Origin of the sequence: Massilia aurea, assembly GCF_040790145.1 — a bacterium.
In the GTDB taxonomy this organism is placed as follows: Bacteria; Pseudomonadota; Gammaproteobacteria; order Burkholderiales; family Burkholderiaceae_D; genus Telluria; species Telluria aurea_C.
Window position 1 is genome coordinate 96,857 of record NZ_JBFMMP010000004.1, and the last position, 18,784, is coordinate 115,640.

At 64.8% G+C, this 18,784-nt stretch carries 18 protein-coding genes; 12 read left to right on the top strand and 6 right to left on the bottom strand.

The features are described 5' to 3' along the window. Positions 1 to 23: 23 nt before the first annotated feature. Positions 24 to 1,514, top strand: a complete 1,491-nt coding sequence (locus AB2N08_RS08630; protein WP_367610227.1) for an HD domain-containing phosphohydrolase — start codon at positions 24 to 26, stop codon at positions 1,512 to 1,514. Here the strand turns inward: AB2N08_RS08630 and AB2N08_RS08635 are convergent. The 4 genes from AB2N08_RS08635 to AB2N08_RS08650 form a co-directional block, all read right to left on the bottom strand. Continuing rightward, positions 1,511 to 2,095 carry a PEP-CTERM sorting domain-containing protein gene (locus AB2N08_RS08635; RefSeq protein WP_367610228.1) on the bottom strand — a complete coding sequence of 195 codons (585 nt, stop codon included), beginning with the start codon at positions 2,093 to 2,095 and terminating at the stop codon, positions 1,511 to 1,513. The genes AB2N08_RS08630 and AB2N08_RS08635 overlap by 4 nt on opposite strands. 35 nt (positions 2,096 to 2,130) lie before the next feature. Then, complete coding sequence (locus tag AB2N08_RS08640; RefSeq protein ID WP_367610229.1) at positions 2,131 to 4,374, bottom strand: phosphocholine-specific phospholipase C; 2,244 nt, start codon at positions 4,372 to 4,374, stop codon at positions 2,131 to 2,133. Between the two features lie 169 nt (positions 4,375 to 4,543). Further along, positions 4,544 to 4,930 carry a nuclear transport factor 2 family protein gene (locus AB2N08_RS08645; RefSeq protein WP_367610230.1) on the bottom strand — a complete coding sequence of 129 codons (387 nt, stop codon included), beginning with the start codon at positions 4,928 to 4,930 and terminating at the stop codon, positions 4,544 to 4,546. Between the two features lie 49 nt (positions 4,931 to 4,979). Beyond that, positions 4,980 to 6,083 (bottom strand): alkene reductase, encoded by a 1,104-nt coding sequence (locus tag AB2N08_RS08650; RefSeq protein WP_367610231.1) that lies wholly within the window; start codon positions 6,081 to 6,083, stop codon positions 4,980 to 4,982. A gap of 93 nt (positions 6,084 to 6,176) precedes the next feature. Between AB2N08_RS08650 and AB2N08_RS08655 the strand changes: the two genes are divergently transcribed. From AB2N08_RS08655 to AB2N08_RS08665, 3 genes are read left to right on the top strand one after another with little or no spacing between them, the layout of a single operon-like run. Next, on the top strand, positions 6,177 to 7,151 hold the full coding sequence (locus tag AB2N08_RS08655) for a LysR family transcriptional regulator (protein ID WP_367610232.1): 975 nt from the start codon (positions 6,177 to 6,179) through the stop codon (positions 7,149 to 7,151). A 31-nt stretch (positions 7,152 to 7,182) separates the two neighbouring features. Next, a complete protein-coding gene (locus AB2N08_RS08660; RefSeq protein ID WP_367610233.1) occupies positions 7,183 to 7,998 on the top strand; it encodes a sugar phosphate isomerase/epimerase family protein in 816 nt (271 codons plus the stop codon). Positions 7,999 to 8,049: 51 nt separating this feature from the next. Next, positions 8,050 to 8,646, top strand: coding sequence for a YdcF family protein (locus AB2N08_RS08665; RefSeq protein WP_367610234.1), 597 nt, complete (start codon positions 8,050 to 8,052; stop codon positions 8,644 to 8,646). 22 nt (positions 8,647 to 8,668) lie between these two features. Here the strand turns inward: AB2N08_RS08665 and AB2N08_RS08670 are convergent, their stop codons facing one another. Beyond that, entirely contained in the window at positions 8,669 to 9,604 is a 936-nt protein-coding gene (locus AB2N08_RS08670; protein ID WP_367610235.1) for a LysR family transcriptional regulator, read from the bottom strand. Between the two features lie 154 nt (positions 9,605 to 9,758). On the opposite strand from AB2N08_RS08670, the gene AB2N08_RS08675 reads away from it, so the two are divergent. Genes AB2N08_RS08675 through leuD form a run of 3 tightly spaced genes read left to right on the top strand, consistent with a single transcriptional unit; the run spans position 9,759 to position 12,800 of the window. Beyond that, positions 9,759 to 10,718 carry a tripartite tricarboxylate transporter substrate binding protein gene (locus tag AB2N08_RS08675; RefSeq protein ID WP_367610236.1) on the top strand — a complete coding sequence of 320 codons (960 nt, stop codon included), beginning with the start codon at positions 9,759 to 9,761 and terminating at the stop codon, positions 10,716 to 10,718. A 25-nt stretch (positions 10,719 to 10,743) separates the two neighbouring features. Continuing rightward, complete coding sequence (leuC, locus tag AB2N08_RS08680; RefSeq protein WP_367610237.1) at positions 10,744 to 12,138, top strand: 3-isopropylmalate dehydratase large subunit; 1,395 nt, start codon at positions 10,744 to 10,746, stop codon at positions 12,136 to 12,138. Beyond that, positions 12,135 to 12,800: a 3-isopropylmalate dehydratase small subunit gene (gene leuD, locus AB2N08_RS08685; protein WP_367610238.1), complete on the top strand. Its 666-nt coding sequence runs from the start codon at positions 12,135 to 12,137 to the stop codon at positions 12,798 to 12,800. The genes leuC and leuD overlap by 4 nt, the downstream gene beginning before the upstream one ends. 51 nt (positions 12,801 to 12,851) lie before the next feature. Here leuD and fliE read toward each other — a convergent pair whose 3' ends face one another. Beyond that, on the bottom strand, positions 12,852 to 13,226 hold the full coding sequence (gene fliE / locus AB2N08_RS08690) for a flagellar hook-basal body complex protein FliE (RefSeq protein ID WP_367610239.1): 375 nt from the start codon (positions 13,224 to 13,226) through the stop codon (positions 12,852 to 12,854). Positions 13,227 to 13,414: 188 nt separating this feature from the next. Between fliE and fliF the strand changes: the two genes are divergently transcribed. From fliF to fliJ, 5 genes are read left to right on the top strand one after another with little or no spacing between them, the layout of a single operon-like run. Continuing rightward, a complete protein-coding gene (gene fliF / locus AB2N08_RS08695) occupies positions 13,415 to 15,112 on the top strand; it encodes a flagellar basal-body MS-ring/collar protein FliF (protein WP_367610240.1) in 1,698 nt (565 codons plus the stop codon). Beyond that, on the top strand, positions 15,105 to 16,109 hold the full coding sequence (fliG, locus tag AB2N08_RS08700; protein WP_367610241.1) for a flagellar motor switch protein FliG: 1,005 nt from the start codon (positions 15,105 to 15,107) through the stop codon (positions 16,107 to 16,109). Before fliF ends, fliG begins: the two co-directional genes overlap by 8 nt. Next, a complete protein-coding gene (fliH, locus tag AB2N08_RS08705; protein WP_367610242.1) occupies positions 16,109 to 16,864 on the top strand; it encodes a flagellar assembly protein FliH in 756 nt (251 codons plus the stop codon). Before fliG ends, fliH begins: the two co-directional genes overlap by 1 nt. Position 16,865: 1 nt before the next feature. Then, on the top strand, positions 16,866 to 18,290 hold the full coding sequence (fliI, locus tag AB2N08_RS08710) for a flagellar protein export ATPase FliI (protein ID WP_367610243.1): 1,425 nt from the start codon (positions 16,866 to 16,868) through the stop codon (positions 18,288 to 18,290). Between the two features lie 40 nt (positions 18,291 to 18,330). Beyond that, positions 18,331 to 18,774 carry a flagellar export protein FliJ gene (fliJ, locus tag AB2N08_RS08715; RefSeq protein WP_367610244.1) on the top strand — a complete coding sequence of 148 codons (444 nt, stop codon included), beginning with the start codon at positions 18,331 to 18,333 and terminating at the stop codon, positions 18,772 to 18,774. The last annotated feature ends 10 nt before the right edge of the window (positions 18,775 to 18,784 follow it).

Here is an 18,784-nt window from a genome sequence, read left to right on the forward strand (position 1 = left end):
TACCCCGCACACATAAAGGCTCCATGGACACGGTCACCCAGGCATCCCCGCCCTCGCTCTCGCCCGCCAGCGCCAGCCTGCACGGCCACGACACGGTGACGCTGGCGCAGGCCATGGGGCTGCTTGCAATCGTCGGTGACCTGAGCATGGGCCAGCCGATCGATGCATCCGAGCGCGCTTCCCGGCTGGCCGCGCGCATTGCACTGGCCGCCGGCGGCAACGCTGCCGCGAGCGCGCACGCGCGCATGGTGTCGCAGCTGCGCTGGTCGGGCTGCACCGCCAATGCCGCCGGCTTTGCCACGCTGCTGGGCGACGACGTCGGCGGCCGCCACGCCATGCTGGGCCGCACCCTCACCGCGCAGCAGGCCGCGCGCCTGGCCGACATCACCCCATTGGCCGAAATCCACTGCGAAGTCTCGGGCGACATCGCCGCCATGATGGGACTGCCGGCCCCGGTCGAACACGGCCTGCGCCACGTGTTCGAACAATACGATGGCGGCGGCCTGCCGTACGGCTTGCAGGGCGACGCGGTGCCGGCCGTGGTGTACCACGTGGCGCTGGCCGGCGACGTCGAGATCCTCGCGCGCGTGCACGGCTTGACTGCGGCGCTGGCGATGATCACCCGCCTGGGCGACGTCAAGTATCCTGCGGCGCTGGTGGCGCAGGTGCTCCCGCATGCGCAGGCGTGGCTCGAAGGACTCGACACCGATGTAGAAGCGGCTGCTCTGAGCGACTTCCTGCCGCTGTCGGTGCCCCTGACGCTGGTGGCCGACATGATCGAACTGAAGCTGCCCTGGCTGGCCGGGTATTCGCGCCGCGTGGCGCTGCTGGTCCAGCAAGCCGCGCAACTGGCCGGGCTGCCAGACGCCGACCAGCGCAGCCTGGCGCGCGCGGCGCTGCTGCACGGGATCGGGCGCGCCGCCGTGTCGAACACCGTGTGGGAACGCAAGGGGAAACTGGGCGGCGCCGACTGGGAAGCGATCCGCCTCGTGCCCTACTGGACCGCGCGCGCCGGCAGCCGCATCGAGGGCATCAAGAAGGATGCGCATTTGGCCTCGCACGTGTATGAACGGCTCGATGGCAGCGGCTACTTTCGCAGCCTGGACGCCGACACGCTCGGCATGCCGCCGCGCCTGCTGGCAGCAGCTGCCGCCTACGTCGCCCTGCGCGCGCCGCGGCCATGGCGCGCGGCGCACGAGCAGGCGTCAACGCTGGCGCTGCTCGAAGCACAGGTGACGGGCGGCCGCCTCGATCGCGCTGCGGTGGACGCCGTGCTGGCCGCCACCGAAGGCCGCGCCGCGGCCACCACGACGTCGGCGCGCCTGCTGTTGTCGGCACGCGAGATCGATGTCTTGCAGCGCATCAGCCTGGGCGAGACCAACAAGGAAGCCGCGCGCGCCATGCGCATCAGTCCCAGCACCGTGCGCACGCATGTCGAGAGCATCTTCCGCAAGCTGGGGTGTTCGACCCGGGCCGCAGCGACGTTGCGGGCGCTGACGCTGGGGTTGATTTAAGGCTGTGCGCGACGTACTCGCAGCGCACCGACCACGCCCAGGCCCGCCAGCAGCAGCGCCAGCGAACCCGGCTCCGGCACTTCGGTCACATCCCCAAAACTGAAGTCGTCCATCGCGTACGAACCCTGCGCGCCGCTGGACACGACCACCGCATCGATGGCGCCATCCCAGCCGGCGTCCAGGAACGCTGGTGCGCCCGACAGTTGCAGCGCCGCCGAACTGGCGACCAGCAAGCCCTTGAAATACAGGTCAAAGCGTACGCTGCTGTCTTCATAGCCCGAGAACCAGGCGCCGTCGAACACGGTGGGCGCCAGGAAGCGGATGGTGCTGGCGACCGGCCCGCCGTCGATCCAGTCGGTCGTCACGCGGCCGGCGCCGGAATGGGCGGTGAATGGATCCTGCTCGCTCGTGAAGACGTTCAGGCCGGCGCCCGACCAATCCAGGCCGCCGTAGTTGGCAGGCACGGACGCATAGCCGTCAGGACCGGTGATGTCGTCGAAGTCGAGCACGGTGGCCGAGGCGAAAGGTGCGCACAGCGCAAAGACGATGGCTGCGGCGGCGTTGCGGAAAATGGAATGCATGGGATTCCTGTTGATGAGTGATGGAAAGTGGCAGGTCAGACCAGGCCCAGCGCGGGGTCGCTGACCGTGTGCCGGCCGGTTTCGACGCGGCCCGCAAAGCGGCGCAGATAGTCGGGCTGGCCCGAGACCGTGGCACTAAAGTCGTACCAGTAGTCATTGCCCGCCACCGGAATGCGCACGAGCAGTTCGGTGCGCGGCGCCAGCGTGTGCAGTTGTCGCAGTTGCGCATAGGCGTTCGCGTTCAGATTGAACGTGCACGGCGCGGCGCCTGCATTCATCAGGCGCAGCACCAGTTCACCGGCGCCCGCATCGCAGCGCACATGAACGTCCGGGCGTGCCTGGCCCGCCGCTACCGCGCGCAAGCTACTTCCCGTGAAGTGGCGGTGATAGCCGTTCGGCCCCAGCACCCACAAGTCGTACGCGCCACCCACTGCGGGCGCCCAGCTGTCGGCCAGCGACTTGCCCGCTTCGACCGTGTAGCGGCGCGGTACGGCCGCCAGGTTCTTGCGGTCGTACACGTGGAACACGGCGCCCTGGCGGCCGGTGTTGATGAAGTTGAGGGTCACCTGCACGGCGGCCATCGTCGCGCCGGGCTGCACCTGGCAGGTGGTCGCCAGTTCATACGGCAGCGCGCGCGACGGCCGCGTGCCCGGCGCCTGCAGCGGCATCTGCGGCGACGCCGGCGGCGCAATCTGCGCCAGGCGTTGCTGCGCAGCGCGCAGTGCGTCGGCCTGGCTCCTGTTCTTGCGGCCCGCCAGCACCGGCAAGGCTTCGTCGTTGGGCGTGACGAAGTTGAAGGCGCTGGTCAGGTCGCCGCAGACGGCGCGTCGATACGCGCTGATGTTCGGCTCGATGACACCGAAGCGCGCTTCCAGGAAGCGCAGCACCGACGTGTGGTCGAACACCTGCGAATTGACCCAGCCGCCGCGGCTCCACGGCGAGATCACATACATCGGCACGCGCGGGCCGGGCCCGTAGACACGGCCGTCGGCAGCGGGCTGGCGCGTGCTGCCGGCGGGCCGGGAGTGCGTGTAGTACTCGGGGCCCAGGGCGCCCGGCGTGAGCGTGGTCTTGCCGGCGTAGCCGCCCTTGCCGTCCGGTGACGGCGCGGACGGCGACGGCACGTGGTCGAAATAGCCGTCGTTCTCGTCGAAATTGACGATCAGGACGGTTTTGCTCCAGACCTCGGGATTGGCGGTCAAGGCGTCGAGCACTTCTTGCAGGAACCAGGCGCCCTGCACCGGGCTCGATGGGCCGGGGTGTTCGCAGTAGATTGACGGGGCATTCATCCACGACACCTGCGGCAGCTTGCCTTCGCGGATATCGCGCTTGAAGGCGTCCAGGTATTGCTCGGGCTGGGTGCCCGGCAGCGTGTTGGCGATGCCTTTGTACAGCGGGTTCTTCGCGTTGTCGGTCGCCGCATCGTAGGCGTGGTACGGCAGGCTTTGTCCCGTGTTGGTGTAGGGCTGGCCAGGCGCGCCGCCGCTCGACACCGGGAAGCCCGACGCGATATTGGCACGCTTGAACTGGCGGAACGCGCCCAGCATATTGTCGCCCCATTCATCGGGCATGTTCTGGTAGCTGATCCAGTTCACGCCTGCCGCCTCGAGGCGCTCGGCGTACGTGGTCCAGATGTAGCCCGTGTTCACGCCGCCGGGCACGCCGTCGATGGCGTCCCACTCATTGGTGACGAAGGCCGTGCCGGTAGGGACCGCGCCGTTGGTGCCGGTCAGGAAGAACGAGCGATTGGCGTCGGTTCCCGTGTGCATCGCGCAGTGGTAGGCGTCGCACACCGTGAACGCATTGGCCAGCGCGAACGAGAACGGGATTTCGCTCTCCTTGAAGTAGCCCATCGAAATGGGATTCTTGTAGCGCGGCCATTGATCCATGCGGCCGTTGTCCCAGGCCAGCTGGCTGTCGAGCCAATCGTGCGGCGTGCCGTTGACGCGCTGGGCGTTGCCCCGGCTGCCATCGAGGTGGAACGGCATGACCACGTTGCCATTGGCCATGCGCTGCTGCCACACGCTGCGGCCTTCCGGCAGCGGGATCGGGAAGCGGTCGCCAAAGCCGCGCACACCCTTGAGCGTGCCGAAATAATGGTCGAACGCGCGATTCTCCTGCATCAGGATCACGACGTGTTCGACGTCGCGAATGGTGCCTGTTGCATTGTTGGCGGGGATGGCGAGGGCGCGCTGGATGGCTGGCGGGAAAGCGGCGAACGTGCCGGCGGCGATACCTGCGCGGGCACTATTGCGCAGAAAACTGCGTCGTGTGGTCATGGCGTTGTTCCGAAGATGTGAGGGGTTTCGCATAAGCAACGCATGTTGCTTTTTATTGCCTTGCCGACATCATTGCAAGACGTCGCCAGCGTAAACGCCACACATGACGACGCAATGACACGATCCGGTGTGGATCAACAGAAGCGACGCCCCCTCGCGCCTGCCGAGGTCAAGCGTCGAACTGGTGATATACCTTCGCAATCACTTGCCAGTCGCCGTCCATCTTGATCAGAGTGAGATAGTCGTTGTAGTCGGCACCGATGGCGTCCTGCTCCATGTCCACCCGCACGACCGCCGTCGTCGGCGTGATGGCCAGCACGTCCAGGTGCGTGGCGATCTGCGGCGCCTTGCCGTTCTGCTTGACGAAGTTGTACAGATTCTCGATCGGCCCGCCCATCAGCTTGCCGTTGGTGAAGCCGTACATCACGGCATCCTGGTGAAACGCTTCGGCGACGCCTTCCGCACTGCCGATACGCAGGCCGTCGACATATTTCCGGGCCACGTCGATCACGGCGTTGTAGTCGGCGGTCGGTACTGCTTTGATGTTTTTGCTCATTGGATGCTCCGGTCAAGTAGCGCACAAGGCGCGGGATGGTGCTGCGTGATCAGACGCCGGCGACCGGCCAGTCGGTGTAACCGGTGGCGCCGCCGTTGTAATACGACGCACGCGGCGCGACGGTCAGTGGCTTGCCATGACGCAGCCGCTCGACCAGGTCCGGATTGGCGATGAACGGCCGGCCGAACGCGACACCGTCGATTTTTCCTGCCGCGCGCCGCGCAATGGCCAGCTCGAGGTCGTAATTGTTGTTGCCGATATAAGGGCCCGCGAACAGTGCGCGCAGCGCGTCCAGGTCGATATCGGCAGGCACGTCGCGCGAGCCGCCGGTGGCGCCTTCGACGACATGCAGGTAAGCCAGTTCGAAGCCATTCAGTTCGCGGATCAGGTGGCCGTAGGTGGCCATCACGTTGCTGTCAAGCGGCGTGTTGCCGACATCGGGCGACGCCGGCGACAGGCGAATCCCGACCCTGGCGCTGCCCCAGATGGCGACGACCGCTGCCGTGACTTCCAGCATCAGCCGCACCCGGTTCTCGATGGCGCCGCCGTAACGGTCGGTGCGCTGGTTGGTGCTATCGCGCAGGAACTGATCCAGCAGGTAGCAATTGGCGGAGTGCACTTCGACGCCATCGAAGCCCGCGCGCAGGGCATTCTGCGCGGCGTGCACATATTGCGCGATGATGCCGGCGATTTCTTCGGTCTCGAGCGCGCGCGGGGTCGAGACGGGCACGAAGCCGGCCGTCGTGTAGGTGTCGCCCTCGGCCCTGATGGCCGATGGTGCAACCGGCGCCGCGCCGTCCGGCTGCAGCTCGACGGACGAGTAGCGACCCACGTGCCAGAGTTGGCACACGATCTTGCCGCCGGCGGCGCGGACAGCGTCCGTCACCTGCTTCCAGCCGTCAACCTGGGCGTCGTTCCAGATGCCGGGCGTGGCTGCATAACCCCTGCCCTGCGCCGAAATATTGACCGCTTCCGATACGATCAGGCCGGCACTCGCGCGCTGCGCATAATACGTCGCATGCAGTTGGCCGGGCACGCCGTCTTCGCCATAGCGGCTGCGCGTAATGGGCGCCATCACGATGCGGTTCGCGGTGGCGATGTCGCCGAAGCGACTCGGCGCGAAGAGGTCGGTCAACAAACTGTTATCAAGCATTCTGGTTCCTTCAGTAGTGCGGTGTGGTCCCGCCAAGCACTTACTGTAAAGATGATCGATAATGAAGTGAATCGTCATAAACCGAGATATTGAATGAACAAAAAGGTCATAGTGCGTGAAACTGCCCTGCCCGTTCTTCTGGATGGCGACCCCGTTTCGCTGGGCCCCGTGCACCTCCCAGGCCTGGTTGCCTTCGAAGCGGCGGCCAGGGTGCTCAACTTCGCCCGCGCTGCGGCGGAGCTGGGCGTGACGCCCACAGCGATGTCACGCACGATCAAGGTGCTCGAAGGTCAGCTCAATGTGCGCCTGTTCAACCGCACCACACGCAGCGTCGGCCTGACCGAGGCCGGGGCGGCGCTCAATGCCTCGATTGCGCCGTCGCTGGCGACCATCCGCAGTGCACTGGCGGAAGTGAGCCACGGCGCCGACCGGCCATCCGGCTTGCTGCGCATAAATCTGTCGTATGTGGCGTACCGCATCTTCATCGAACCGCACCAGGACGCTTTTTTCGAAGCGTTCCCGATGATTAACCTGGAAATCTCGCTCGACAATCAACTGAGCGATATCGTCAGCGCCGGCTTCGATGCCGGCATCCGCCTGGGCCGAAAAGTCCAGAACGACATGGTTGCGGTGCAGCTGGGAGAGCCACAACGGCGCATCGTGCTGGCGGCGCCCGATTATTTCGGCGAGCGCGCCGCGCCGACGCAGATCGAAGACCTGCTCGCCCACAACTGCATCCGCCAGCGCTACTCGTTTGGCGGCAGGTTATTCGACTGGAAATTTCAGGTCGATGGCCAGATGGTGCAGATTGACGTGCAGGGCCGCCTGATGTTCGATGACATGCACTCGGTTGTCGATGCGGCAGTGCGCGGCGCCGGCATCGCATTCGTGTACGCGGATTTCGCGCGCCACGAATTGGCGGCCGGGTCGCTGGTGCGGATCCTCGGCACGCATGGCGCGACCGACGATGCGTTTCACATCTATTACCCGCATCGCTCGCAGATGCCGGGCAAGCTGCGGGCGTTTGTCGATTTCATTCGGGAAGCGAACGGCGAAGCGATCGACTGAGTGCGGGTTAACAAACCATGAAAGGAGCAGCATGACCAATCCCCTCTTCGTCAACACTATCCTGCTCGGCGGATCCAGCCGAGCCAAGATCGCCGCTGCCAGAACCGCCGGCTTCGACCAGATCGAACTGTGGCGCCAGGATGTCGAGGCCGAGTCCGGCGGCGCAGCCGGCATTGTGCAAGCACTGGACGGCATCGGCCTGACGGATTTCCAGGTTTTGATGGACTTCGATGGCGCGCCGGGCGCACGGCGCGATGCGAAACGACGCGACGCCTTGCAGATGCTCGACCTGGCGGCGCAGTTGGGCGCCGGCACCGTGCTGACACCGGCGTCGACCGATCCCGATTGCGACGCCGCGCGAATTGTCGACGATCTGGTATGGCTCGCGCAGCAGGCGGCGGTGCGCCAATTGCGCATCGCTTATGAAGGCATGGCGTGGAGTACGATCAATCACACGACCCCGAGCGCGTGGCGCAGCGTTCAGCAGGCCGGCCAATCCAACCTGGGCATGGTGATCGATGCGTTCCACATTTTTGCCGCGCGGCGTGACGCCAGCGATATCGACGGCATCCCCGCCGACCGGATTTTCCTGGTGCAGCTGTCCGACCTCGACCATGCGGTCGAGGTCGGACAGCTCGTCGAGACAGCCCGCCATCACCGCCTGCTGCCAGGTGCAGGATGCTTCCCGCTCGATAGCCTGTTGCAGCGCTTGAAGGCCATCGGTTATGCCGGCCCGATCGGCCTCGAAGTGTTCAACGATGCGATGAAGGCGCGCAATCCAATGACCGCCGCGCATGAGGCGATGATTGCCTTGCGTAGCATTTGCGAAAAAAATGGCTTGGCATGATTACCATGCGGTGGGATTGCGTGAACTTTTTGAACCCTCAAGTGCTAACGTATGCCACACGACGAACTGCAGCGCATAGCCGACTACATCATGCCGTCATTCCCGGCATGCCCGTCCGATCTCGGATTTGTGTTCGGAAGCCGTCATGGCGTGCCGGAATTTTGCGCTGCGGCCCATGACCTCTGGCGCAGCGGGATGTTCAGCCGTTTATTGATATCCGGTGGACGAACAGGAGCGTCGCGCCTGGCGGAAGCGGACGTCATCGCCGCGCGCCTGATTGCGCTCGGGGTACCTGACAGCGTTCTCATACGGGAAACCGAAGCCATGAACACGGGCGAAAACGTCCGGTTCGGCCGCGCCAGGGTGGCTGACGTGATGGACCTCGCCGCGATCCGCAGTATCGTCGTCATCGGGAAAATATGCTCGACCCGGCGCTACCTGATGACGTTGCAACGGCATTGGCCCGGGCCGACCTTGTCGGTTTTTGCTGTGAATTATTTCGGCACGCCAGCGGAGCGCTGGCACGAACATGACGAGTTTCGCGCCCGCGTGCTCGGCGAATTCGACAAGATCCCGCGCTACCTGGCGCAAGGCTTCCTGGAAGAGATCGGCGGCTGTCCAGTCGATCCAGGATCGAACGCACGTTGAATGCGCCACATACTCGGCGTCATCACCAGAGCAGCGCCGTGTCGTCGCTGGCGGCGCGGCCAATGCGGCGCCGGTCTGCGAATGCGTCGAGCATGAAGTCGACCATGGTACGGGTCTTGGCCTGCAGATGGCTCTTGGTCGGGAACAGGATATGGATATCGGCCGGCGGCGGCGTCCATTGCGCCAGCAGCACACGCAGGCGGCCCGAGCGCAAGAATGGCGCGACGTCCCATTCGGAGCGCAGCACGATGCCGTGGCCATCCAGGGCCCAGGCCAGCGCCGCCTCACCATCATTGGTGCTCAGCGGGCCGCGCACCTTGACGGTTTCTTGCCGGGCGCCGTTGCGGAAATGCCAGCTGCCGAAGGTCTCATCGCTTTCGCGCAGCACGATGCAGCTATGCGCCTGCAAATCGCGCGGCGCAGACGGCTCGCCCCGCGCGGCGAGATACGAGGGCGCGGCGCACAGGAAACGCCGGTTGCTGGCCAGCTTGCGCGCCGTGATCCGGGCGTCCGGCTGTTCGCCGAAACGAATCGCCATGTCGAAGCCCTGCTCTACCAGGTTCACCGGCCGATCGGTCAGGTGCAGCTGGACGTCGACCTCGGGATAGCGCAACGCGAAGCGCGACAGATGCGGTGTCACGTGCCTGCGCCCGAAACCGAGCGTCGCACTGATTTTTAGTAAGCCTTGCGGGACCACGCTGCCGCCCGAGATCTTGCGCTCCAACGCCTCGAGTCCGGCGACCAGTAGCTCGCCCTCGGTCAGGTAGGTTTCGCCCTCGGGCGTGAGGCTCATCCGGCGAGTGGTCCGGTTGAGCAGGCGTACCCGCAGGCGCGCCTCGATCGCGGCAAGCCGCTTGCTGACCGCTGGCGGGGTCACTCCCATCTCTTGCGCCGCCGCTGCCAGGCTGCCGCGCTTGATCAGGAGCGAGAAAAACGACAAGTCGGAAAGCCCGTCCATTAGTAACCTCGAAGACCGAATGAAATGCTGGAAGATAAATTATAAGACTTATTTTATTGAATATGATGAATGTGTTGCGCAAGCCGCCCCAGACCGGCACCGCAGCGCCCTGGTTCCACCCAAGGCCATCCCTACTACAAATCGGAGGAGACCAATGAAATTCATCACTGCCCTGCTGGCTGGCCTGACGCTGGCCTCGGCCGCTACCGCCGCAGATCCCTATCCTGCGCGGCCAATCCGCCTGATCGTTCCGTATGCACCTGCCGGCAGCGCGGACATCGTGGCACGGCGCATTGCCAGCGACTGGGCGAAAGCCGTGGGCGGCAGCATCTACATCGAAAACAAGGCGGGTGCAGGCGGCAATATCGGTGTCGACGCGGTCGCCAAGGCAGACCCCGACGGCTACACCATCGGCCTGCAGACGGTCTCGCTGGCCATCAATCCGTCGCTGTTTTCCAAGCTCCCGTATGACACGCTCAAGGACCTGGCGCCGATTGGCATGGTGGCCACGTCGCAGCACGTGCTGGTTGTCAATCCGGCCTTTCCGGCCAAGGACACCAAGCAATTCCTGGCCGTGGTCAAGGCCAGTCCGGGGAAGTACAACTATGGTTCCGCCGGGCCGGGCAGCACGTTTCACATGGCCGCCGAACTGTTCAAGGACGTGACCCGTGCCGATATCGTGCACGTGCCCTACAAGGGCGGCGGTCCGGCACTGGTCGACACAATGGCCGGCATGGTCGACATGAGCTTCCCGGTGCTGTCGGCAGCCGTCCCGCATGTGCGCGCCGGCAAGCTGCGCGCCATTGGCGTCACCGGGTCCAAGCGCTCGCCGCTGTTACCCGACGTACCCACCCTGCAGGAATCGGGCGCCACAGGCTACGCGTTCGAAACCTGGTTCATCGTGTTCGCTCCGGCCAACACGCCCAAGCCGATCATCGACAAGCTCAATGCCGCTCTCAACAAGGCGATCAGCGCGCCCGCCCTGAAAGACAAGCTGGTCAAGGACGGGTTCGACACGATCCCGTCGACGCCTGCGCAGGCCCACGCGCGGCTCGGGCAGGAGCTGGCCATGTGGGGCAAGGTCATCAAGGATCGCGGCATCAGCGCCGACTAACCCGCCAGCACAACCAATGAGCATCATGACCCAGACACTGTATCGAAAACTGGTCGCCTCGCACACCGTCGTGCAGCTCGACGCTGACAACGTGCTGTTGTACGCCGACCTGCACCTGATGAACGAGTACACCAGTCCGCAGGCATTCGCCGGCCTCGCCGAACGCGGCTTGACAACCTTGTATCCGGGCCAGAACGTGGCCACCGTCAGCCATATCATCCCGACGCATCCGGACAAGTTCCGGATCATTGGCGATGCCGATTCGGCACTGCAGGCGAGCAACCTCAAACGCAACTGCGATCGGCATGCGATTCCGCTGTTCGACACGAACGACCGCTGGCAGGGCATCGAACACGTCATCGCACCCGAGCACGGCATGATCCGGCCCGGAATGGTCGTCATTTGCGGCGACAGCCACACTACCACCTATGGCGCGCTGGGCGCGCTCGGCTTCGGCATCGGCACCACCGAGGTCGAGCATCTGTTGGCGACGCAAACCCTCGTCTATCGCCTGGCGCAGGACATGCGGATCCGCATCGATGGTGCGCTGCCGCCTGGAACCACTGCCAAGGACGTTGTGCTGATGGTGATTGCGGCGATCGGCGCCCAGGGCGCGCGCGGCTATGTTGTCGAATTCTGCGGCACGGCGATCGCCGCGCTCAGCACCGAGGCCCGTTTTACCCTGTGCAATATGGCGGTCGAAGCCGGCGCCCGCGGCGCCCTGATCGCGCCCGACGAGACCGCCATCCGCTATGTGCTGGAACACTGTCCGGATCTGGCGACCGACGCCGCGCTGCGGGAACGTGCACTGGAACACTGGCGCACGCTCTATAGTGATCCTGATGCAACGTTCGACGTCGAACACCGTTTCGACGCATCCAGCCTGGCGCCCACCGTCACCTGGGGCACGAGTCCGGACCAGGCAGTCACCGTGACGGGCCTGATTCCGCCGGCGCGGAATGCGTCGGACACCCGCGCCCTGCACTACACGGGCTTGAGCAGCGGCACGTCGCTGGAAGGTGTGGCGATCCAGCACGTGTTCATCGGTTCCTGCACGAACGGCCGCATCGAGGATTTGCGGGCCGTGATCGAGACGATCGGCGAGCGCCGCGTTGCGCCCGGTGTACGGGCGATGGTCGTGCCCGGATCAGGCGCGGTGCGAGACCAGGCGGAGCAGGAAGGCATCGCCGCCAAACTGATTGCCGCCGGCTTCGAATGGCGCAAGCCCGGCTGTTCGATGTGCCTGGCCATGAATGACGACGTACTGGCGCCCGGCACCCGCTGCGCCTCCACCACCAACCGCAACTTTGAAGGCCGGCAAGGACGCGGTGCGATTACCCACCTGATGAGCCCAGCGATGGCCGCCGCCGCTGCGGTCACGGGACACATCACCGACGTCAGAAAGCTGCTCGCATCATGAACGACAAAACCATTATCGAAGGCATCGCCGCGCCGCTGCCGATCGCCAATCTCGACACCGACCAGATCATGCCGAAACAGTTCTTGCGAGGCATCGACAAGGCGGGACTGGCGCGCGGCGTCCTGCACGACTTGCGCTTTGACGGCGCTGGGCAGCCGCGCCATGACTTCGTGCTGCAACAGCCGGCCTACGCGGGCGCACCGATCCTGCTCGGCGGCGCCAACTTCGGGTGCGGGTCGAGCCGGGAACATGCAGTGTGGGGTTTGCTGCAGTTTGGCGTGCGCGCGATCATCGCGTCGAGTTTCGGCGAGATCTTTTATTCGAACGCGATGAACAATGGCTTGATGCTGGCGACCGTGCCGGAGGCAGACATGCAGCGGCTGTTCGCAGAAGCAGCCGCGCCGGCCGCACCGATGCAGGTCCGGGTCGATGTCGACCAGCTCCAGGTGGTCAGCGCGACGGGAACCGCCGCGTTTACCCTCAGCGAGCGCCATCGCCACATGTTCATGGAGGGACTCGACATGCTCGGCGCCTCGCTCGTGCACCTGCAGGCGATCCAGGCGTTCGCGCAGCGCTGGCAGGGGACGCATCCGTGGCTCAAGGATGTCGCGCGCACAGCCCGGACCAGGATCGACCAGGCCGGCGCGACCCCAGCCCGCTAGCCGAGGCCGCCGCCCAACCCGTCTGCCTCCCGGATGACCGGGAGGCAGGTATTACACCTGCATATTCATGATGTCCTGATACGCCGCCACCATCTTGTTGCGTACCTGCACAGTCGCCTGGAACGCGATGCTCGATTTTTGCATCGCCACCATCGTGTCCGACAGGCTGACCGTATCGTCGCCCATCGTAAACCGCTTGCTCAGGGCTTGCGCCTCGGCCGAACGGTCGCTCACGCCCTGCAGCGTGTTGTGCAAGGCTTCCGCAAAATCGAGCTTGACCGTGGGTTTGCCACCGATCGCGCTCGCGCCGCCAAGGCCATTGGCCACCTCGGGCGCCGCCGACGCCTTGGTCGCTGCCGCCTTGAGCTGCTCCATCATGGCCTGGATCCGGCTTGTGTCAATGCCGCCGATACCGCCAATACTCATCTTGCCCTCCGCATGTTATCGCCTTGTAGATTGATCCACAAATGCACTCAGGGAATCAGAATATCAGCGTGAAAGCGAATCCGACCTGCGAATCAGGCCTGTAAACGCCCGCTATTTCGAGGTTTGAATGTTGCCCGGTGGCTCCATAATGCTGGCTGTCCCCACCCATTTTGACCAGGCCCCTCCACATGGCAGCTACTGCTGAAAACCTTATCGACACGCCGCAAGGCACGCCGGCTCCCGCTACCCCGTCGTTCTTCCAGACGACCATGGGCAAGCGCGTTGCCATGGGCGGCGGCGTCGCGCTCATCCTGGCGTTGATGGTTGCGGTCTGGATGTGGAGCCAGGCCCCGGAGTACCGGATCCTGTTCGCCAATTACAGCGACCGTGATGGTGGCGCGATCACCGCGTCGCTCGACCAGATGGGTGTCCAGTACAAGTTTTCGGAAGGCGGCAATGCGATCCTGGTGCCGTCCGAGCAAATCCACGACCTGCGCCTGAAGCTGGCCGCACAGGGCCTGCCGAAGGGCGGCAACGTCGGCTTCGAGCTGATGGAAAACCAGAAGCTGGGCGTGTCGCAGTTCCTGGAACAGGTCAATTACCAGCGCTCGCTCGAAGGCGAGCTGGCGCGTTCGATCCAGTCGCTGGGCTCGGTCGCCGCGGCGCGCGTCCATTTGGCGCTGCCAAAGCCGTCCGTGTTCGTGCGTGACCAGCAAAAACCGACTGCGTCCGTGCTGCTGAACCTGCAGCCGGGCCGCGCGCTCGATCCGGGCCAGGTCAGCGCCATTGTCCACCTGGTTGCCTCGAGCGTGCCGGAACTGACCACCGGCAACGTCACCGTCGTCGACCAGAACGGCGCGCTGCTGTCCGATACCAGCAACAAGGGCGCCGGCGGCAAGTCGCTCGATCCGACCCAGCTCAAGTATGTCGACCAGGTGCAGCAAAACATCATCAAGCAGGTCGAGTCGATCATCAAGCCGCTCGTCGGCGAAGGCAATGTGCGCGCCGAAGCGACCGCCGAGGTGGACTTCGCCCAGGTCGATACCGCCGCTGAAATGTACAAGCCGAACTCGCCACCAGAGCCGCAGGCGATCCGCAGCACGCAGAGTTCGGAAGTGGTCGGCGCCGGTGGCGCGGCGTCCGGCGTGCCGGGCGCGCTGTCGAACCAGCCGCCGGGCGTGAACACGGCGCCGATCGACGGTGCACCGCCGGCCGAAGGCGCCCAGCCGAGCGCACCGACCAGCAAGAACTCGACCACGAACTATGAAGTCGACAAGACCATTCGCTACGAGCAGCGGCCGATGGGCGGCATCAAGCGCCTGACGGTCGGCGTGGTGGTGAATCATCGCCGCATCGTCGACCCGGCCACCGGCAAGGTCACCGTGCGTCCGCTGGCAGCGGCCGAAGTGGCCCAGATCAACGAGCTGGTCAAGCAGGCGATGGGTTACAACCAGGCACGCGGCGACACGCTCAACGTGACCAACGCACCGTTCGACGGCGTGGACAAACCGGCCGAAGCAGTGGTAGAACCAACCTGGTGGAGCGATCCGGCGAACTTCCCGCTGTTCAAGGACCTGGCCCGCTATGCGTTTGTTGCTGCAGTGATCGCGTTCCTGTACTTCCGCTTCCTGCGTCCGCTCTTGCGTCCGGCGATCAAGAAGTTCGACGAAGCCACTGCCGTACCAGAAGAGCCGAAAGAAGAAGATAAGGAAGAGGACGAAGAAGAAGTCGCGGACACGCCGGCCGAAGAAGCGATCAAGGAAGAAGAGAAGCTGCGCCAGGACATGGGCTACCGCGCCAATCTGAAAATGGCGCAGGAGCTGGCAAGCAAGGATCCGCGCATCGTCGCCAACGTGATCAAGGGATGGTTGGGTTCAAATGAGTGATAAAGACAAAGACAATACCAGCAAGGCCGCCATCCTGATGCTGGCCCTGGGCGAAGCCGAAGCGGCCGAGGTGATGAAGTTCCTTGGCCCGCGCGAAGTGCTCAAGCTGGGCGCGGCGATGGCGCAGATGAAGGCGGTGCAGCACGAGCAGGTGGTCACGGTGCTCGAGGATTTTGTCACCGAAACCAATCTGCACTCGACCGTGGGCCTCGATTCGGACGAGTACATCCGCCAGGTGCTGACCAAGGCGCTGGGTGACGACAAGGCCGCCGTGCTGCTCAACCGTATTTTGGGCGGCAAGGACGCGTCGGGCATCGAAAGCCTGAAGTGGATGGACTCGGTGTCGGTTGCCGAACTCATCAGAAACGAGCACCCGCAGATCATCGCCACCATCCTCGTCCACCTCGAGCGCGACCAGGCCTGCGAAATTCTGGCAAACTTCACCGAACGCCTGCGCAATGACGTGGTGCTGCGCATCGCCACGCTCGACGGCGTACAGCCGGCGGCGCTGCGCGAACTGAACGACGTGCTGACCAAGCTGTTGTCGGGCAACGAGCACATCAAGAAGTCGTCACTGGGCGGTGTGCGTACTGCAGCCGAGATCTTGAACTTCATGAGCGGCGAGCAGGAATCGGCCGTGATGGACAATATCAAGAACTACGACAACGACATGGCGCAGAAGATCATGGACGAGATGTTCGTGTTCGACAATATTATCGACATCGACGATCGGGGTATCCAGTTGCTGCTGCGTGAAGTACAGTCCGACATGCTGATCATCGCGCTCAAGGGCGCCTCGCAGGATCTGCGCGAGAAGGTGTTCAAGAATATGTCGCAGCGTGCCAGCGAAATGATGCGCGAAGACCTGGAGTCGAAAGGTCCCGTGCGCTTGTCTGAAGTGGAATCCCAGCAGAAGCAGATTCTGCAGATCGTGCGCCGACTGTCCGATGAAGGCCAGATCGTCCTGGGTGGTAAAGGAGAGGATTCGTTCGTCTGATGGCAATACCGAAAGAACAGCAGAGCGCCTACCAGCGCTGGGAGATGGCCTCGTTTGGCGACGAGCGCCCCAGCACGCTTGCACGGCGCGCGGCTGAACCGGCGGCAGCGCCGCCGGCCGGCGTGTCGATCAACAGCGCCGGCCTCGGCCTGCCGCCCAACGTCATGCTGCCCAGCGTCGAAGAACTCGAAGCGATGCGCGAGGCGGCGCGCCAGGAAGGCTTTGAGCAAGGCCTGGACGAAGGCCGCGCGCAGGGCCGCACCGAAGGGCACGCCGAGGGCCATGCCGAAGGCTTCGCCGCCGGCGCCGCCAAGGGCGAGCAAGCCGTCAATGACGAGCTCGATCAATTGCGCACCGTGGCCGCCAGCTTCGGCGAGGCCGTGGCGCAGGCCGACGAAACCATCGCCAGGGATGTTCTCGACCTGGCCTTGCGCCTGGCGCGTGGCATGGTGCGCACCGGCCTGGACGTGCGGCCCGAGCTGATCATGTCGGTGGTGCGCGACGCCATCAATCAATTGCCTGTTTTGCAGCAGCCGGCCCTTCTCATGCTTAATCCGCAAGACGCCGAGCTGGTGCGTCACGGCATGGCCGAAGAACTGGCCACCGGCGGCTGGCGCATCATCGAAAACGCGGCGATCACGCGCGGCGGCTGCCGCGTCGAGACCGCCAGCAACCAGATCGATGCCCAGGTCGAGGCCCGCTGGCAACGCCTGACGCACGCGCTGGCCGCCAACGTCGACTGGCTGAGCCCGTAACATGGACGACCACGACGGCCTGCACCAGCCCGACGTGTCCTCGCACGACCGTCACACGGCGCGCTGGAAAGCATATATCCGCGACTGCGACACGCTGGTGAGCTTTGCCGAGCCGCTGCAGATTTCGGGCCGCGTTACGCGCGTGGCAGGCCTGGTGATGGAATGCGTCGGCCTGCGCCTGGCCGTGGGCGCGGCCTGCACCATCCCCACCGCCAGCGGCCAGATCGAGGCGGAAGTGGTGGGCTTCGAGGGCGAGCGCCTGTTTTTGATGCCGCAAAGCGACACCGAAGGCGTGGTGCCCGGCTCGCGCGTGTTCCCGGTGGAGAGCGTGCTGCCGCCGCCGGGCAGCGTGCCGCACGGGCGCCGCCGCCCGCAAGACCGCGCACGTCACCTGCCGGTGGGCATCCAGTTGCTGGGCCGCGTCGTCGATGGCGCCGGCCGCCCGCTCGACGGTTTGGGCCCGCTGGGCACGTCCGACATGGCGCCGCTCAACGCCCGCCCCGTCAACCCGCTCGACCGCGCGCCGATCAAGGACACGCTCGATGTTGGCGTACGCGCCATCAATTCGATGCTCACGGTCGGCCGCGGCCAGCGCCTGGGCCTGTTCGCCGGTACCGGTGTCGGTAAATCGGTCCTGCTTGGCATGATCGCGCGCTATACCGAAGCCGAGATCATCGTGGTCGGCCTGATCGGCGAACGGGGCCGTGAGGTGAAAGAGTTCATCGACCAGATCCTGGGGCCGGAAGGCCGCGCGCGCTCGGCCGTTGTCGCCGCGCCGGCCGACTCGCCGCCACTGCTGCGCCTGCAGGGCGCGGCCTACGCCACGGCGATTGCCGAATACTTCCGCGACCAGGGCAAGAACGTCATGCTGATCATGGATTCGCTGACCCGCTACGCGATGGCGCAGCGCGAGATCGCACTGGCGATTGGCGAGCCGCCGGCCACCAAGGGCTATCCGCCATCGGTGTTCGCGAAATTGCCGGTGCTGGTCGAACGGGCCGGCAATGGCCTGGAAGGCGGCGGTTCGATCACGGCCTTCTATACCGTGTTGTCAGAAGGCGACGACCAGCAGGATCCGATCGCCGATGCGGCGCGCGGTATTCTCGACGGCCACATCGTGCTCAACCGCCACCTGGCCGAGGCCGGCCACTATCCGGCGATCGACATCGAGCAATCGATCTCGCGCGCCATGCACTCGATCACCACGCACGAGCACCAGCTCGCGGCGCGCAAGCTCAAGCAGTTGTATTCGCGCTATCAGCGCTCGCGCGACCTGATCAGCGTGGGCGCGTATGCGGCCGGCAGCGATCCGGTGCTCGACCAGGCCATCGCCAAGAATACAGAGATCGAAGAATTCCTGTGCCAGGAAATTCACGACAACGCTTCGCTTCCCGAGAGCTTGGGGCGATTGACCACGTTATTCTAGTGATTGCGGGCAACGGCTCGGCAGTAAAATGTGATTCACCATGGCCCAAGCTTCCGCTCTCGAAACACTGATCGACCTGGCGCAGCGCGATTCCGACGCGGCTGCCAAGCGGCTCGGTGCGGCCCTGAAACTGGTCGAGGACGCCGAGCAGAAGCTGGACATGCTGGTCGGCTACCGCGACGAATACGCACGCAAGCTCGATGCCGCCCAGATGAACGGCATCACGCCGTTCGCGTACCATAACTTCGTGGCCTTCATCGGCAAGCTGGACCACGCATTGAGCGGCCAGCGCGACGTGCTGAAACATGCGCAGAACAAGGCCACGTTCGAGCGCACGACCTGGCAGGAAAGCGAGCGCAAGCGCCTGTCGTACCGCACCCTGAACGAACGCGCGGCAAGCGAAGCACTCAAGATCGAGAACAAGCGCGACCAGAAACAGATGGATGACCACGCCGCCCGCGGCGCCCGTTACAAACAACGTTGACACCCAGTCG

Excerpts from the sequence above, each read along its gene's own strand:
- leuD (WP_367610238.1), top strand. The coding sequence starts at position 12,135 with ATGAACGACAAAACCATTATCGAAGGCATCGCCGCGCCGCTGCCGATC.
- fliI (WP_367610243.1), top strand. The coding sequence starts at position 16,866 with ATGGACGACCACGACGGCCTGCACCAGCCCGACGTGTCCTCGCACGAC.
- fliE (WP_367610239.1), bottom strand. The coding sequence starts at position 13,226 with ATGAGTATTGGCGGTATCGGCGGCATTGACACAAGCCGGATCCAGGCC.
- AB2N08_RS08630 (WP_367610227.1), top strand. The coding sequence starts at position 24 with ATGGACACGGTCACCCAGGCATCCCCGCCCTCGCTCTCGCCCGCCAGC.
- fliJ (WP_367610244.1), top strand. The coding sequence starts at position 18,331 with ATGGCCCAAGCTTCCGCTCTCGAAACACTGATCGACCTGGCGCAGCGC.
- AB2N08_RS08660 (WP_367610233.1), top strand. The coding sequence starts at position 7,183 with ATGACCAATCCCCTCTTCGTCAACACTATCCTGCTCGGCGGATCCAGC.
- fliH (WP_367610242.1), top strand. The coding sequence starts at position 16,109 with ATGGCAATACCGAAAGAACAGCAGAGCGCCTACCAGCGCTGGGAGATG.
- AB2N08_RS08655 (WP_367610232.1), top strand. The coding sequence starts at position 6,177 with ATGAACAAAAAGGTCATAGTGCGTGAAACTGCCCTGCCCGTTCTTCTG.
- AB2N08_RS08645 (WP_367610230.1), bottom strand. The coding sequence starts at position 4,930 with ATGAGCAAAAACATCAAAGCAGTACCGACCGCCGACTACAACGCCGTG.
- AB2N08_RS08670 (WP_367610235.1), bottom strand. The coding sequence starts at position 9,604 with ATGGACGGGCTTTCCGACTTGTCGTTTTTCTCGCTCCTGATCAAGCGC.
- AB2N08_RS08665 (WP_367610234.1), top strand. The coding sequence starts at position 8,050 with ATGCCACACGACGAACTGCAGCGCATAGCCGACTACATCATGCCGTCA.
- leuC (WP_367610237.1), top strand. The coding sequence starts at position 10,744 with ATGACCCAGACACTGTATCGAAAACTGGTCGCCTCGCACACCGTCGTG.
- fliF (WP_367610240.1), top strand. The coding sequence starts at position 13,415 with ATGGCAGCTACTGCTGAAAACCTTATCGACACGCCGCAAGGCACGCCG.
- fliG (WP_367610241.1), top strand. The coding sequence starts at position 15,105 with ATGAGTGATAAAGACAAAGACAATACCAGCAAGGCCGCCATCCTGATG.
- AB2N08_RS08635 (WP_367610228.1), bottom strand. The coding sequence starts at position 2,095 with ATGCATTCCATTTTCCGCAACGCCGCCGCAGCCATCGTCTTTGCGCTG.
- AB2N08_RS08650 (WP_367610231.1), bottom strand. The coding sequence starts at position 6,083 with ATGCTTGATAACAGTTTGTTGACCGACCTCTTCGCGCCGAGTCGCTTC.
- AB2N08_RS08675 (WP_367610236.1), top strand. The coding sequence starts at position 9,759 with ATGAAATTCATCACTGCCCTGCTGGCTGGCCTGACGCTGGCCTCGGCC.
- AB2N08_RS08640 (WP_367610229.1), bottom strand. The coding sequence starts at position 4,374 with ATGACCACACGACGCAGTTTTCTGCGCAATAGTGCCCGCGCAGGTATC.